Here is a 14,470-nt window from a genome sequence, read left to right on the forward strand (position 1 = left end):
TTCTTTTCCTTCAGGTTTTTGCGATTAGAGCAGGCCGCTGAGGTCATCCGGAACTTCGGTCGACGTTAAGAACTTCTCGGGTTCAAGCAACTCTTCAGCGCTCGGCAAAATTCCGCTCCAGATTTGATCGCGGGCCGCAATATCTTTCGATTCGCGCACCTTTTGCCAGAAGGCGCTCGCTTCTCGCGCCAACTTTGGAGTTACTTCGAGTCCCAACAGTGTTTTGAAGAGTTGTTGTGATGGTGCATTGGTTGCGCGTTGACGTCGATACATCTCGCGAAGTTGAGTAAGCGCTGGAAGTCGATCACCTGCAGCCAAAGCTGTTACTTCATCTGCCCAACCATCGACGAGTGCCAGTGCTGTCTCTAACTTTGAAAGTGCTGCGCGTTGTGCTGGAGTTTCCTCAGGTGTGAAGATTCCATTGTTGAGTGCAATAGTGAATGAGTTTTCACCGGATTCAGGATTGAGTTGTGAAGGATCAAAGTTCTGCATCGCATCTTCTGCTTGGCGTTGAATGGCTTCCATATCGATATGGATTCCGCGACCATAATCAACTATTGCGCTACGAATATAAGAAACAATCCAAGGGTTATGTTCAAAGAGGCGGGCAATCGCTGCTTCGCGAAGGGCGTGGAATAAGTAGACCTCTGTCTTTGGAATCTCGAGATCAGCGCTCCACTTCTCAATATTTTCAGGGATAAGAAGCGGGCGAGCGGGATCAAGAAGTGGCAGACCAACATCATGTGCACCTGTTGCAGTGGCAGAGATGCTGCCAATGGCTTGGCCTAGCTGTGTTGCAATGAGTGAACCAATGAATGTACGCAGAAGCCCCGCAATAGTGCCCATCGGTCCTGCCATGGCCTCGCCATTTTCAGGATCGTGCGCCTGTTGCGCCATCGCTTCATCGAGCAGAGTTGAAATTGCAGCAGTGAGACCAGTTGCAAGCGGCTCCATAGTTGCCTGCCAACCTTTGAGGGTCTCATCAACCCAATCAAGTCGGCTGACAGAGCGGTGAGATGTGTTGCCAGTTGTTGCTGGAAAGACTGTTGCTTCATTGAGCCAGAGGTCGGCAATTTCAAAAGCGTTATCTACAACGGTGACATCTTTCGTTCCGATGGGTTGTGAACCTTGTGCTTGCACAAACTTCTTTGCAGTATCGCGAACTACAGTGGGAGGCAGAGCCTCTTGACCACCTTGAGCAAAAGCTGCAAATGGATTTACAAATCCGGCTGGATTAATTCCTAATTGTTCAAATTGTTTCTGAATCTGCTCTTGCATCTGACGCATCATCGCGTTTAAGTCTTCTGGCTTACCATTTTCTTCATCGCCATCATCAGGCGTGAATCCAAAAGGTGTCATCAAGATCTCCTTTAAGCGCGATGGCCCTAGTGGCCAGATTGATTCTATCGAGAGCAAGTATCGACAGTCGCATCTAAGGTATGTAACAAGTGGAGTGGGCACTTTCTTCCCGAAAGCACTAAGATTTTTACATGTCCCCAATAAGCGCAGCTGCCGGAACCAGTGCATTTGCCGCCCTTATTTGGTGGGTAGTCCCAGCAGCAGGCCTCTTTGGCGCAATTGGATATGTCATCTGGGTATCTAAATTTAAGTCAAAGTTCGAATCCGAGACTTCACGATCTGTTGGGCAGTTCCAGAGATTCCAAGAGTCTTTCCGCGAACAACCAATCCAGGAAGAAATTCCTCCCACTACATCTTCACTTCCTGAAGATCAGATTCGTTAATTCATTTAGCAAGTGGCTCGTTCAGTGCGATTCTCACATACGCCTCGCACCATCAAAGTTTTCTTTATAGCCCTCTTCTTACTTCCTCTTGTACTTCCAGTTAATTTCGCCGTTATTCAACCGGGTGAAGGAACGCCACTATTTCCTAAGGTGCTGACTGTCGATAAGAAGGTCGCAACAACATATAAACCAGATGGCCAGATCTATCTTCTCTCTATCTGGGTATCAAATCCTGATGCGAAAATTCTCGGGGCAGAGGTACTTACATGTTGGGCTCGCGCAGATTGCGTCGTCTTCCCGCGTTCTGTTATTTATAAGAAGAACACAACGTCAAAAGCTGAAGAGAAGAAGGCAAAGATTGAGATGGAAGATTCTCAAAGTGATGCACTCCTTGCAACGAAGGCGCTTATTAAGAAAGAGTTTCCCGGCGTTGATACTTCCAAACTCACAGACCGTGCGATAAAAGTTTCACTTCCAAATGTGGGTGGCCCAAGCGGAGGACTTATCTTCTCCTTGGCTTTGATCGAGTTGCTAACCCCTGAAGATATTTTGCAAGGAAGAAAAGTTGCCGGTTCCGGCACCATTTCACCCACCGGAAAGGTCGGTGCAATCGGGGGAATTTCGGAGAAAATTATCGCCGCCAAAAAGGCAGGAGCGAGCATTCTCTTTGCCGCTCGCGATAATTGCGATGAAATCCCAGGTGATGTCAGCGGTATCGCTGTAGTGGCCGTATCCAGCCTTGATGAAGCTATCTCTTTCCTCCGAGAGCCCTCTCACTCCAGTTTTCGGGGTCTGAGTGGTTGCACTAACCTAGGAGCATGAATAGAAATCGCAGCCCATTTGTTATAACTGCCGCAATCCTCGTTGCCTTAGGTGCACTAGTTACCTATTTCAGCGGTTATTACGTCGACTGGCTCTGGTTCCAATCTGTTGATTTCACAGATGTATGGACAACCGTTCTTGCAACAAAGATTCAACTCTTCCTCGTCGTAGGAATCGTTACCTCCCTCATCATCTCTCTCAATGTTTATCTCGCTTATAAGCGCCGCCCTCTCTATGTTCCTGTCAGCATCGAAGTCAGCGGACTCGAAAGATTGCGTGCGCAGATCGAGCCAATCCGTACCTGGGTATTTGTTGGCGTTGTTGCAGCACTCACCTACTTTGCTGGCTCATCTGGAATGGTCTTCTGGCGCGAATGGTTGCTCTTTAAGAATGCAACAGATTTCGGCGTCACCGATCCACAATTTGGATTAGATATCTCATTCTTCGCTTTCCGCCTTCCTATGTTGCAGGCAATCATCGGTTGGGGAATCTCAACTCTCGTCCTTGCCGCACTTGCTTCTGCCTTTATTCACTACATGTACGGCGGAATTCGCACCAATGTGCAGACTGATCGCACAACGGTCGCAGCTCGTGTTCAGATTTCAATCCTTCTTGGACTCATCGTTCTTCTCAAGGCTGTTGCTTACTGGTTCGACCGTTACGCACTTGCCCTCAAAGAGAGCAAGTTGATCACTGGTCCTACCTATACCGATGTCAACGCGGTGCTTCCTGCAAAGGCAATCCTTTCTGCAATCGCAGTTGTATGTGCACTTCTCTTCTTCGCAAATATCGTGCGTCGCTCATGGTTGCTTCCTGCAGCTGGAACAGCGCTCCTCGTAGTCTCTTCCGTTCTTATCGCTGGAATCTACCCAGCAGCTATCCAGCAGTTCCAGGTAAAGCCATCTGAATCATCAAAGGAAGCGCCATATATTCAGCGCAATATTGATGCCACCCGAGCTGCCTATGACCTCAACCAGGTAGAGATGAAGGATTACAACGCAACGCTTTCAACGAGTGCAGGTCAGCTTGCAAAGGATGCGGCAACAATTGCAAATATCCGCTTGATGGATCCAAATGTTCTTTCTGCAACATTCCGTCAGCTTCAGCAGATCAAGCCTTATTACACATTCCCAGAATCACTCGACGTTGATCGCTACACAGTCAACGGAGTTTCTCGCGATGCTGTCGTAGCTGTTCGTGAATTGAATATCGATGGAAACCCAAGCCGTAACTGGATTAACGACCACCTTGTCTACACACACGGTTTTGGTTTCGTTGCGGCATATGGCAACACTGTCGATGCTGATGGAAAGCCAAACTTTATTGTCGGAGATCTTCCACCAACTAAGGGTCTCGGCGGATTCCAGCCACGTGTTTACTTCGGTGAAAACGTTCCGGATTACTCCATCATTGGTGGAAAGAAGACAAACTCACCAGTTGAATTCGACTATCCAGATGATGCATCTGCAAATGGTCAGAAGAACTACACCTACACAGGCAATGGCGGAGTCCCTGTTGGAAGCCTTCTTAATAAGTTGATCTTCGCTGTGAAATATGGCGAGCAGCGCATCCTTCTTTCAAACCTCATCAACGCAGATTCAAAGATTCTCTTCAACCGTTCACCACGTGAGCGCGTTGCCAAGGTTGCCCCATGGCTAACACTTGATGGAGATCCATATCCTGCAGTTGTCGATGGCAAGATCACATGGATTATTGATGGCTACACAACGAGTGCTGGTTATCCATATTCACAATCAACTTCACTTGCAACAGCGACAAACGATGCGCTGACTTCAAATTCAGCATCAATTACAGCGCAAGCAAATCGCACAGTTAATTACATTCGTAACTCTGTAAAGGCAACTGTTGATGCATATGACGGAACAGTGACCTTGTATCAGTGGGATACCAAGGATCCCGTTCTTAAGACTTGGATGAAGGCCTTCCCTAACTCTGTGAAGCCAAAATCAACTATCTCTAAGGGTCTGCTCGAGCACATCCGCTTCCCTGAAGATATGTTCCGAGTTCAGCGCGATATCTTGAGCTCGTATCACGTGAAGAGCGCAGCAGCGTTCTACGGCGGACAAGATTTCTGGCGCGTACCTCGTGATCCATCAACATTTGGAGCTAACGCTGGTGCGCAACCTCCTTATTACATGACAGTGCAGATGCCAGGTTCAGCAAAGCCTGCCTTCTCATTGACAACACCATTTGTACCTCGCGGTGGACGTGAAAACCTTTCTGCATTTGCTGCAGTGAACTCCAATGCAGGTCCTGACTACGGCAAGATCACTGTGCTGCAACTTCCACGAAGCACCAATATCGCTGGTCCTTCACAGGTTGCATCTAACTTTGAAGCGAAGCCAGAAGTTGCAAATGCGCTATCGCTTCTGCGCCAAGGTGGTTCAGATGTAGTTCTCGGAAACTTGCTCACACTTCCAGTAGGAAATGGTCTGCTCTATGTGCAGCCGGTCTACGTTCGTGCAACAGGTAACTCATCTGCATATCCATTGCTGCAGAAAGTACTTGTCTCATTCGGAGATGTCATCGGATTTGATAGTTCACTTAAGGGTGCACTTGATCAAGTATTCGGTGGAAACTCTGGAACAAATGCATCTGCTTCATCACCAACTACATCAAATAGTTCTGCAGATCTTGCGAGTGCGCTACAAAGTGCAAAGCAAGCAATTGCTGATGGACAGGCTGCACTTGCTAAGGGAGATTTCGCTGCATACGGTCGAGCACAAGACCGATTGAAGGCAGCTATCGCTGCTGCGATTTCTGCGCAGTCACGTAAGTAATCTCTTCGCGTATAGCCAGCTACCTATGCGATTTGGTGGAAGTACCCACCTCGTCGTAGACTGACACTTCCGACGCGGGGTGGAGCAGCTCGGTAGCTCGCTGGGCTCATAACCCAGAGGTCGTAGGTTCAAATCCTGCCCCCGCTACCAATGTAAGTAAATGTAGGTAAAGGCGCTGATTTCAGCGCCTTTTCTTATTTTCCAACCCTGCGAGATACCCTAAAGCGTGGCCAACTCAGTGAAGGTAAATAAGAGAGCCGGATACGCACTCCATGTCATGACAGCTAGCGGAGCCGTTGCCGGTCTGCTCGCTCTCCAAGCGGTCATCGATAACAATATTCGTGGCGCATTGATCTGGTTAGTTGTCTGCCAAGTTCTCGATGGACTCGACGGTCCTATTGCGCGCAGAATCGATGTCGTTATACACGCACCTCGCGTAGACGGATACGTTCTTGACCTCATCGTTGATTACCTGACATGTGTTGTCGTCCCGGTAGCTTTGCTGGTTCGCCTTGAACTACTTCCTAGCGAATTCCAAACGTTGATTGCTGGGCTTATTCTTTTGATGTCGGCGCTCTGGTTTGCTCGCACCGATATTGAGACCGAAGATTATTGGTTTAACGGCTTTCCGGCAGTCTGGAACTTAGCCGTTCCTACCTACCTCGTTCTTGATCTCTCTGAGAACACCGTGGCAATCGTGACACTTGTTCTCTGCTTCTCGCAGTTAACGATGCTGAAGTTCCCACATATCGTCCGAGTTTCAACACTTCGCTTTATCACCTTGCCATTTGGCACGCTCTATATTGCAACGCTCTTCTATCTCTCTTGGAGTTATTCCAACGAAACCGGAATTAAAGAGTCCATGGCCTCAGAATTGATCATGATTCTTTTCCCTATTTACATCGCAGCCATCTCTCTCTGGAGAACAATGCAGAGTGATCCTGAAGAGAGTGCAGAAGCTAACTAAGTAATTACTTGATACGTAGTTACTTGATACGTAGAGAATTAGTGACAACGAAGAGGCTGCTGAGCGCCATTGCCGCTGCTGCGTACATAGGAGAAGCAAGTCCTGCTGCAGCGATAGGAAGACCAATCGCGTTATAAGCAAAGGCCCAACCGAGATTTACCTTGATGGTGCGAAGTGTGCGTCGTGAAAGGGCGAGAGCCTCGATAACCCCCATCAATTGTGGGCGCATTAAGGTGATATCTGCCGTTGCAATTGCAGTATCGGTACCTGTTCCCATTGCAATGCTTAAATCTGATTGCGCAAGAGCTGCAGCATCATTGATTCCATCACCGACCATCATCACGTGGCGCCCAGCTGATTGCAGTTCAACAATCCTTGCCAACTTCGCCTCAGGTGTAGCAGTTGCAATGATGCGATCAGAAGGTATGCCAACAGCAGTTGCAATTTTGTTCGCACTCTCTGCATTGTCACCCGTTAGCAACCAGGTTTCGATGCCACGTTCATGTAAAGCCGAAATTGTGGCAGGCGCATCTGCCTTAATCACATCACCAGTTGCAAAGACAGCGACAGCAACGCCATCCCAAGCCAAAACAGATACCGCGCGAGATTGAGATTCACCTTCTGCAATCGCTCGAAGAATCTCTGCATCAAATGGAGTTGAACTGTGAGCCACGGATGCAGGTGAACCAATAATGACAACCGGTGCCTTATCTGCGATAACAACACGGCCTGCTGTTCCGATACCCGGAGTCTCGGTGAAATCTGTAACTGGGATCTGCTGTGCGCCCTGTGCAATACAGAAGCTTGCGATTGCCTGTGCAACAGGGTGGTTACTCTGACTTTCCAGAGCTAAAGCTGAAGAGAGAATATTTCTCTCATTGGTCAATTCTGCGAACTCTCGTCCAAGTACCTTCTGCGCAGATGTTGGGATAGCAACATCAAGAACCTTCATCGCCCCATCAGTCAACGTTCCGGTCTTATCGAGTACAACGACATCGATAGAACGTGATGCTTCGAGAACTCGAGGATGGCGAATAACAATTCCGCGAAGGGCTCCGCGACCAGAAGCGACGAGAAGTGCGACTGGAGTTGCGAGGCCAAGTGCGCATGGGCAGGCAATAACAAGGACTGTGATCGCAGTAGAGATGGAATAAGTGAGCGATTTATCGCCGAAGTAGTACCAAGCTTCAAACGTTGCAATCGCTAAAACCGTTACTACAGGCACAAATATCGAGGCGACCTTATCGGCTAGCGCTTGAATAGGTGCCTTACTTCCTTGCGCCGTAACGACCATCGCTGTGATGCGCGCTAGCTCTGTATCGCTACCAATGCGTGTGGCTCGCACAATAATTCGGCCATTGTTATTGAGCGCAGAACCAATAACTAAAGATCCTGGCGAAACTTCAATTGCTCGCGATTCACCAGTAACCAATGAGTTATCAACTGAACTTTGCCCTGAGATTACGATGCCATCTGTTGCAATACGCGCACCTGGCTTGACGACGAATTGATCTCCGACGACGAGATGTGAAATGGGAATGATTACTTCAGTTCCGTTGCGAATGACAGCAACTTCCTTCTCGCCAAGTGCCAGAAGCGTGGAAAGTGCGCTGCTCGCACTCTTCTTCGCTCGCGATTCGAGATATCTACCGAGAATGACAAAGAGAAGTACGCCTGCCGCTACTTCGGTATAGACATCGCCCTCTTGGGTATAGGTGGCATAGATAGACCAGATGTATGCCGTGAGAGATCCCAGCGAAACCAAGGTATCCATAGTGGGGTGAAAGATGTTTCGAATTGCAGCGCGATGGATGGGGAATGCGACAAAGAGAATAAGTGGAGCAGTGAGTGCAATCACCAACCATGAGGCAAAAGAGTGCACCGCGTGTGGTGGAAGTGGAATTGAGTAATCGTTAAAGAGTGCAATCAGCCAATCGTTGATCGGTTGATGCCAGCTCATCACCATAGAGATTGCAATAGATGGAACTGCAAAGAGAGTTGCGAAGAAGAGTGCACGTGCTGCGCCTTTGCGATGGAGCGCAGGGCTGGCACCGTCAGAGAGAAGAGTTGCTCCATAACCTGCGGCCTTGATCTTCTTAATTACGAGGTCCGACGATAAGTCAGCGGGAGCAAGAACATGAACTGTCTCTGAAGCAAAGTTAACGGATGCTGAAACGCCGTCCATCTCATTGAGTGCGCGTTCAATACTGTTGACGCAGGCTGAACAAGTCATTCCGGTTACTGCAAAAGTTTGTGCAAGAAGCGGCGATGATTCAGACGGAGAGTAATTCTCATCTGAAGCCACCGGGCTCTTATGCTTCATGAGGTCAATCTGGATATCTTCCATTGCTATCCCGAAACCTTGAGCGCGCTGACCACGTAATCGTGGAGCGCTGCATTTGTTGAGAGACCATTTCCACCCAGGGATCCATCAAGACCATCAAGGTTGGTGAAGCGTCCACCTGCTTCTCGCACAATAATGTCGAGAGCAGCCATATCCCAGAGAGCAAGTGATGGTTCGGCGGCGATTTCGACTGCGCCTTCTGCAACCAACATATGTGACCAGAAATCACCATGTGCGCGAGTGCGCCAAGCGCTCTTCATCAGGTTATTAAATGATTCAAGGCGATCGCCCCAGCCAATGAAATCAGAGTGCGAGATTGATGCATCTTCAATCGATGAAACTGCAGAGACGCTAATCTTCTTAGGAACTTCCTTGTTAACAATGACAAATGCTCCGCCGCCTTCAAAGGCATACCAGCGACGAAAGAGTGCAGGGGCGCTTACAACGCCAACAACAACTTTCTCAACGCCGTCAGCATCTCTCTCCATCAAACCAATAAGTGTTGCCCAGGTTGGAACTCCGCGCAAGAAGTTCTTTGTGCCATCAATCGGATCGATGACCCAGTAACGATTCTTTTCTGTTCCTTGCGTACCGAACTCTTCTCCAACTATTCCATCTTCAGGACGATGTGCGTGAAGCAGTGCGCGAATGGCATCCTCTGCAGATTTATCAGCATCGGTAACTGGTGTGTTATCTGGCTTAGTTGTGACGGTGAGATCGAGGGCTTGATATCGCGAGAGCGTTATTGCATCTGCCGCATCAGCTAATCGGTGGGCGAGTGCGAGGTCTTCACCGCGTCGCGTGCTCATAGTGCGAGTCTAACGCTCCCGAGCAATTACTCGTCGGTGAGTGGCTTCACTTCCAAGAGAGAGCGCAAACTGGTGACTCTAATGAGGCGTTCATCATGCAAGGCGGCATCTGAGTCGATCCACGGATTGAGAGCGCAGGATGCTTCGTGATGAGAACAGTTCGGCATACATGTTTGAGTGACTTGATAGATATCGGGAAACGATTCGATGATGCGCTCTTTATTGAGGTGAGCAAGGCCAAATGCGCGAATTCCAGGGGTATCAATAATCCAGCCACCATTGACGAGCGGCAGAGCAATCGCGCTCGATGATGTGTGGCGACCACGACCGGTTACATCGTTTACATCGCCGGTCATGCGATCTGCTTCGGGAACGAGATCATTAATAAGAGTTGATTTACCAACGCCTGAGTGACCAACAAGCACCGAGATCTTCTCATCAAGGATTTCAAGAATTCCCGCAACATCCTTTGCCCGATCTTCACTCTTTGAAGAAGTAGTAATGATGTCCACGCCGAGGGCTGCGTACTCTTTGATGAAATCTGGCACAGGGGAGACATCTACCTTTGTGACCACAATGATGGGTTTAATCGATTCGTGGAATGCGCTGACCAGGAAGCGATCAATCAGACCACGGCGCGGTTCAGGGTTTGCAGACGCTACGACAATAAGTAGTTGATCAATATTTGCAACGATAGTTCGCTCAACTCGGGCTGCATCATCGACTGTGCGACTCAATGAGTTTGTGCGCTCGTTGACAGTAACAATTCGGGCAAGCGTTCCTTCAGTTCCTGTTACATCTCCAACAATTTCAACAAGATCTCCGACAACAACTGATTTAGGTCCTAGTTCACGCGCCTTCATTGCTGTGATGACTACGCCATCATCGGTAACGCAGGTAGTGCGCCCTCGATCTACAGTTGTGACAAACGCTGTGATGGAGTCAGAGTGAGAAGGTCGATCTTTGGTACGTCTACGCGTTGTGCGAGATGGTCGGATACGTGCATCCGATTCGTCGTATTCGCGTGGACTCATAGAACCAAACTATTCCAGAGCCCTGGGAAATCAGTCAGGGTCTTACGAGTTGTAGCAACATTTTCAACGAGAACATCGGGCACGACTAAGCCAATGACCGCTCCTGCAGTTGCAAGGCGATGGTCTTCATATGTGTGGAAAATTCCGCCATGTAAAGGTGCAGGAGTGATGTGAAGAGCTGTCTCTTCTTCGACCACGTTGCCACCAAGTGAGTTAATTTCGCGGGTTAGGGCAGCGAGACGATCTGTTTCATGCAGACGCAGATGGCCGATGCCGCGTAGGTGCGAAGGAGAATCAGCAAGGGATGCAAGGGCTGCAATAGATGGAGTGAGCTCGCCAACATCATGAAGATCAATATCAATACCGTGAATTGCATCGCCACCGGTAAGAGTTAAACCATCGGCGGTAAATTCAACGTTCGCACCCATTTGGGTGAAAATCTCGCGCAGTTGATCACCAGGTTGAGTAGTGCTCTTTGGCCAATCAGCGATGGTGATGCTTCCACCGCAGACCATTGCGATTGATAAGAATGGTGAAGCATTCGATAGATCGGGTTCAATCACGAGATCTTGTCCGCGAAGCGATCCTGGTTCAACTCTCCAGGATTCTGCGCTCTTATCAACATGAACTGTTGCACCGAAGTCGCGGAGCATCTGCACAGTCATATCGATATGCGGCATTGATGGAAGTGAACCACCGCGATGTTGCGCTGTAATTCCGTTGGTCATACTTGGAGCAACAAGTAGAAGTGCTGATAAAAATTGGCTTGATGCACTTGCATCGATAGTCAGTTCGCCGCCAGGAATAGATCCTTTAGCTTTAATCACCATTGGAAGTGAATAGCGACCTTCATGTTCAATCTCAATGCCAAGCTCTTCAAGTGCTTTTATGACCGGGCCAAGTGGTCGTTCGTAAGAACGAGGATCACCATCGAATGAGATATCACCTTGTGCAAGGGCCGCAAGAGGTGGAAGAAAGCGCATTACTGTTCCGGCATTTCCGACATCAACCTTTGCTGGTCCTCGAAGAGGCGCCGGAGTTACAGTCCAAGCATCGTCATTTCCAGTTATTGCAACGCCCATTGCTTGCAGGCCGGCAGACATCAATTCAGAGTCGCGCGAAATCAGTGGTCGACGAAGTGTCGATGGTGAATCAGCTTGTGCAGCAAGGATGAGAGCTCGGTTAGTTACCGACTTTGAACCCGGGATAGTCACACGTGAAGAAACTGGCTTTCGTCCGCGAAAGGGCGCGGGCCAGAGTTCGTGTGCTGTCATGCATTAAGTCTAACCGCTCGAACAGCGCCTAAGATTCGTAATATGTGCGGTAGATATGCCCAGACTCTTGGCGCTGAAGAGATAGTAGAGCGCTTTGAATTAGCGGGTTCGACTCTCGATCAATCGCTACCGCTCAATTGGAATATTGCACCGACCAACGACATTTACATCATCCGCAATGAATCTGATTCTCGTATTCTCGATTCTGCATCGTGGGGAATTATCGCGCCATGGCAGAAATCATTTGCTGATGCCCGCGCATCGCAGTCACATGCGATTAATGCGCGCAGCGAATCCATTCACGAGAAGCCAACATTTCGCCATGCCTTTAGAACTTCACGTTGTTTGATTCCTGCAACTGGTTATTACGAATGGGCGACTTCACTTGGCAAGTACGCACCAAAGCAACCGTTCTATATTTCCCGCGAAGATGGAGAACAACTTTCTATCGCAGGAATCTGGAGTTCATGGCAGAGTGAAAAAGGGCAGGTAATTCAGAGCGCTGCAATTATTACTCGCGAAGCAGTTGGCGAACTTGCAACGATTCACAGTCGCATGCCGGTCTTCATGCCGATCGAACGGTGGAACGATTGGCTCGACCCACAATCGCGTGACATCAACCGCTTGATAAATATGTTGAATATTCCAGAACCAGATGCAGGCCTGATGGCTCAACCCGTTGCGTCTAGAGTCAACGTAGTAGCAAACAACGGCCCTGAACTAATTATTCCCATTGAGCTCGGAGCGCCAGAGACCCTCTTTTGATATAGCCTAGGCGTAATGACATCGAAAGATTTGGTACTAGAAAGCGCTGCCGATCGCACCATTCGGTTCGAGCGCGATGCTCTTGTGTTCACAAATCAGTTATATGCAGCAGCTCTTCGCTATACAAAGAACCCTGAAGATGCTCGCGATCTTGTGCAAGATACCTACCTGAAGGCATTTGCCTCTTTTCATCAATTTGAAGAAGGTACCAATTTACGTGCTTGGCTCTATCGAGTACTTACAACAACATTTATCAATACCTATCGCAAAGGTCAGCGCCAACCGCAGATTGCCAATAATGAACTCGAAGATTGGCAAGTAGCAGAAGCGCAATCACATACAAGTGATCTCGGAAAATCTGCAGAGCAAGAAGCGCTTGAGAACCTTCCTGATAGTGATATCAAACGAGCACTACATGAAATTCCTGAAGAATTCCGCATCGTTGTCTATCTCGCAGATGTTGAAGGCTTCTCTTATAAAGAGATTGCAGAGATTGTGGGCGCACCCGCAGGAACTGTTATGTCACGTCTTCACCGCGGACGTAAACAGCTCCGCGAAAAACTTGCCTCCTATGCAAAGGAGCTCGGTTACACAACCGATGCCCCAGTGACCGACTCTTCAAAATCAAAGAAGAAGGGAGGCGCAGAATGAGCTACATCGAGATTCAATGCGGCGATGTTTTAGCATCGGTCGTATTTATCATTGAAGGCGAACTACAAGAGATTCCTCAAGCTGCCGCCATCCAATCTCACCTTGTTACTTGTGCTCCATGTTCTGCTGAACTCGAGCATGAACGTTTGATGCAGCAGATGTTGCAAGATGTCCTCAAGCGCACCTGCGATGAGCAAGCGCCTGAAGATCTTCACCAGAGCATTCACCGCCAACTGCGCGCACAGATGGCAGGGGCAGGCGCTACTGAGGTAGTAACTCAATTCAGCATGACTGAGATTTCAATTGAGATTGATGAATTTGGAAATGTGGAGCATCGAGAAATTCAGATCGAACAGACACATATCCAGCACTTTATCGACGACGAGGACTAATCTCCTTCGTATGAGACCTGCAGAAGAGGTATTGGGAGCCGTTGGTTTCTCTGTCCTCTCAGTTCGCCCCGGTGATACCTGCGTAACAATGGGTGTTTCAGACCTTCCTGTTGTTGCACCATCTATCTATCTCTCACTGATGGAGAGCGCATGTGTTGCAGCGCTATCTGAATACTTAGATGCAGGCGAGACTACTTTTCTTACTCATTCTTCTCTGGAAATTGTCGGCTCTGCAACCGCTGGCGTTGAAATCCGCGCCAATGCACGAGTCATAAATATTGAAGGGCGCGAGCTCACCTTCGAGTGCGAGGTCTATGACGGTGAGCGCCATCTTGCGCAAGCAGAAATAAGAAGAGCGACTGTCGAGCGATTATCTTTCCTCGCTCGTACAGCCGCTCAATCTTTAATTCAGTAATTTCCTTCGGAAATTAAGCCTCTTATTCGGGCTTAGATTGCTTTCAGCAATTAAGCCTTCTTGGTCTCCCAGAAGATCGCTGCAATCTCATCAATCTTTGCGATCAATGAATCTGCAACTGCAACATCTTGAGTTCCCTTTGTTCCTGCAGCTCCTGCAAGCTTTGTCGCCTCGTTGAAGAGTGAGTGCAACTGTGGGTACTTCTCAAAGTGTGGAGCCTTGAAGTAATCAGTCCAGAGAACCCAGAGGTGCTCCTTAACCTGATGTGAACGCTCTTCCTTAATTGCAACAGAGCGTGAACGGAAATCTGCATCTGGGTTAGCTGCATACTTTTCCATGCAAGCCTTCACTGAGAGCGCTTCGATCTTTGCTTGAGCAGGATCGTAGACACCACATGGAAGGTCGCAGTGTGCGTGGACAGTGATTTTCGGTGTAAGAATATTTCTCATAAGCG

General features: G+C 48.7%; 14 protein-coding genes and 1 tRNA gene. 9 read left to right on the forward strand and 6 right to left on the reverse strand.

Going from position 1 to position 14,470, the window contains the following annotated elements; genetic code table 11:
• Positions 1-24 precede the first annotated feature (24 nt).
• Positions 25-1,359 carry a zinc-dependent metalloprotease gene (locus tag AC8GFK_RS00975; RefSeq protein ID WP_506625364.1) on the reverse strand — a complete coding sequence of 445 codons (1,335 nt, stop codon included), beginning with the start codon at positions 1,357-1,359 and terminating at the stop codon, positions 25-27.
• Between the two features lie 131 nt (positions 1,360-1,490).
• Here AC8GFK_RS00975 and AC8GFK_RS00980 point away from each other — a divergent pair, with 131 nt between their 5' ends.
• The 5 genes from AC8GFK_RS00980 (at position 1,491) to AC8GFK_RS01000 (ending at position 6,332) form a co-directional block, all read left to right on the forward strand.
• Positions 1,491-1,742 (forward strand): hypothetical protein, encoded by a 252-nt coding sequence (locus tag AC8GFK_RS00980; protein WP_506625365.1) that lies wholly within the window; start codon positions 1,491-1,493, stop codon positions 1,740-1,742.
• 12 nt (positions 1,743-1,754) lie between these two features.
• Positions 1,755-2,564, forward strand: coding sequence for a S16 family serine protease (locus tag AC8GFK_RS00985; RefSeq protein WP_506625366.1), 810 nt, complete (start codon positions 1,755-1,757; stop codon positions 2,562-2,564).
• A complete protein-coding gene (locus tag AC8GFK_RS00990; RefSeq protein WP_506625367.1) occupies positions 2,561-5,365 on the forward strand; it encodes a UPF0182 family membrane protein in 2,805 nt (934 codons plus the stop codon). The genes AC8GFK_RS00985 and AC8GFK_RS00990 overlap by 4 nt, the downstream gene beginning before the upstream one ends.
• Positions 5,366-5,438: 73 nt before the next feature.
• Positions 5,439-5,515, forward strand: a tRNA-Met gene (locus AC8GFK_RS00995).
• Between the two features lie 76 nt (positions 5,516-5,591).
• Positions 5,592-6,332, forward strand: a complete 741-nt coding sequence (locus tag AC8GFK_RS01000; RefSeq protein ID WP_506625368.1) for a CDP-alcohol phosphatidyltransferase family protein — start codon at positions 5,592-5,594, stop codon at positions 6,330-6,332.
• 19 nt (positions 6,333-6,351) lie between these two features.
• Here the strand turns inward: AC8GFK_RS01000 and AC8GFK_RS01005 are convergent, their stop codons facing one another.
• Genes AC8GFK_RS01005 through aroA form a run of 4 tightly spaced genes read right to left on the reverse strand, consistent with a single transcriptional unit; the run spans position 6,352 to position 11,793 of the window.
• A complete protein-coding gene (locus AC8GFK_RS01005) occupies positions 6,352-8,655 on the reverse strand; it encodes a heavy metal translocating P-type ATPase (RefSeq protein WP_506625369.1) in 2,304 nt (767 codons plus the stop codon).
• Between the two features lie 26 nt (positions 8,656-8,681).
• Positions 8,682-9,485 carry an inositol monophosphatase family protein gene (locus AC8GFK_RS01010; RefSeq protein WP_506625370.1) on the reverse strand — a complete coding sequence of 268 codons (804 nt, stop codon included), beginning with the start codon at positions 9,483-9,485 and terminating at the stop codon, positions 8,682-8,684.
• Positions 9,486-9,511: 26 nt separating this feature from the next.
• Positions 9,512-10,519 (reverse strand): ribosome small subunit-dependent GTPase A, encoded by a 1,008-nt coding sequence (gene rsgA, locus AC8GFK_RS01015; protein ID WP_095673093.1) that lies wholly within the window; start codon positions 10,517-10,519, stop codon positions 9,512-9,514.
• On the reverse strand, positions 10,516-11,793 hold the full coding sequence (gene aroA / locus AC8GFK_RS01020) for a 3-phosphoshikimate 1-carboxyvinyltransferase (RefSeq protein WP_506625371.1): 1,278 nt from the start codon (positions 11,791-11,793) through the stop codon (positions 10,516-10,518). Before aroA ends, rsgA begins: the two co-directional genes overlap by 4 nt.
• A gap of 42 nt (positions 11,794-11,835) precedes the next feature.
• Here aroA and AC8GFK_RS01025 point away from each other — a divergent pair, with 42 nt between their 5' ends.
• The 4 genes from AC8GFK_RS01025 to AC8GFK_RS01040 are packed head-to-tail and all read left to right on the forward strand — an operon-like array spanning position 11,836 to position 14,016.
• Positions 11,836-12,558, forward strand: coding sequence for an SOS response-associated peptidase (locus AC8GFK_RS01025; RefSeq protein WP_506625372.1), 723 nt, complete (start codon positions 11,836-11,838; stop codon positions 12,556-12,558).
• Between the two features lie 15 nt (positions 12,559-12,573).
• Complete coding sequence (locus AC8GFK_RS01030) at positions 12,574-13,209, forward strand: sigma-70 family RNA polymerase sigma factor (RefSeq protein WP_506625373.1); 636 nt, start codon at positions 12,574-12,576, stop codon at positions 13,207-13,209.
• Positions 13,206-13,601: an anti-sigma factor family protein gene (locus AC8GFK_RS01035; RefSeq protein ID WP_506625374.1), complete on the forward strand. Its 396-nt coding sequence runs from the start codon at positions 13,206-13,208 to the stop codon at positions 13,599-13,601. The genes AC8GFK_RS01030 and AC8GFK_RS01035 overlap by 4 nt, the downstream gene beginning before the upstream one ends.
• A 10-nt stretch (positions 13,602-13,611) precedes the next feature.
• Positions 13,612-14,016 (forward strand): thioesterase family protein, encoded by a 405-nt coding sequence (locus AC8GFK_RS01040; RefSeq protein WP_095673098.1) that lies wholly within the window; start codon positions 13,612-13,614, stop codon positions 14,014-14,016.
• A 50-nt stretch (positions 14,017-14,066) separates the two neighbouring features.
• Here the strand turns inward: AC8GFK_RS01040 and sodN are convergent, their stop codons facing one another.
• Positions 14,067-14,465, reverse strand: a complete 399-nt coding sequence (gene sodN, locus AC8GFK_RS01045) for a superoxide dismutase, Ni (protein WP_017954721.1) — start codon at positions 14,463-14,465, stop codon at positions 14,067-14,069.
• Positions 14,466-14,470 lie beyond the last annotated feature (5 nt).

Source organism: Planktophila turicensis (SeqCode), assembly GCF_965234405.1.
Classification (GTDB): Bacteria; Actinomycetota; Actinomycetes; order Nanopelagicales; family Nanopelagicaceae; genus Planktophila; species Planktophila turicensis.

What these genes read in the sequence shown, in the direction of transcription:
- AC8GFK_RS01040 (WP_095673098.1), top strand. Translation starts at nt 13,612, where the DNA reads ATGAGACCTGCAGAAGAGGTATTGGGAGCCGTTGGTTTCTCTGTCCTC.
- rsgA (WP_095673093.1), bottom strand. Translation starts at nt 10,519, where the DNA reads ATGAGTCCACGCGAATACGACGAATCGGATGCACGTATCCGACCATCT.
- AC8GFK_RS00975 (WP_506625364.1), bottom strand. Translation starts at nt 1,359, where the DNA reads ATGACACCTTTTGGATTCACGCCTGATGATGGCGATGAAGAAAATGGT.
- AC8GFK_RS01035 (WP_506625374.1), top strand. Translation starts at nt 13,206, where the DNA reads ATGAGCTACATCGAGATTCAATGCGGCGATGTTTTAGCATCGGTCGTA.
- AC8GFK_RS01025 (WP_506625372.1), top strand. Translation starts at nt 11,836, where the DNA reads ATGTGCGGTAGATATGCCCAGACTCTTGGCGCTGAAGAGATAGTAGAG.
- sodN (WP_017954721.1), bottom strand. Translation starts at nt 14,465, where the DNA reads ATGAGAAATATTCTTACACCGAAAATCACTGTCCACGCACACTGCGAC.
- AC8GFK_RS00980 (WP_506625365.1), top strand. Translation starts at nt 1,491, where the DNA reads ATGTCCCCAATAAGCGCAGCTGCCGGAACCAGTGCATTTGCCGCCCTT.
- AC8GFK_RS01005 (WP_506625369.1), bottom strand. Translation starts at nt 8,655, where the DNA reads ATGAAGCATAAGAGCCCGGTGGCTTCAGATGAGAATTACTCTCCGTCT.
- AC8GFK_RS01010 (WP_506625370.1), bottom strand. Translation starts at nt 9,485, where the DNA reads ATGAGCACGCGACGCGGTGAAGACCTCGCACTCGCCCACCGATTAGCT.
- aroA (WP_506625371.1), bottom strand. Translation starts at nt 11,793, where the DNA reads ATGACAGCACACGAACTCTGGCCCGCGCCCTTTCGCGGACGAAAGCCA.
- AC8GFK_RS00990 (WP_506625367.1), top strand. Translation starts at nt 2,561, where the DNA reads ATGAATAGAAATCGCAGCCCATTTGTTATAACTGCCGCAATCCTCGTT.
- AC8GFK_RS01030 (WP_506625373.1), top strand. Translation starts at nt 12,574, where the DNA reads ATGACATCGAAAGATTTGGTACTAGAAAGCGCTGCCGATCGCACCATT.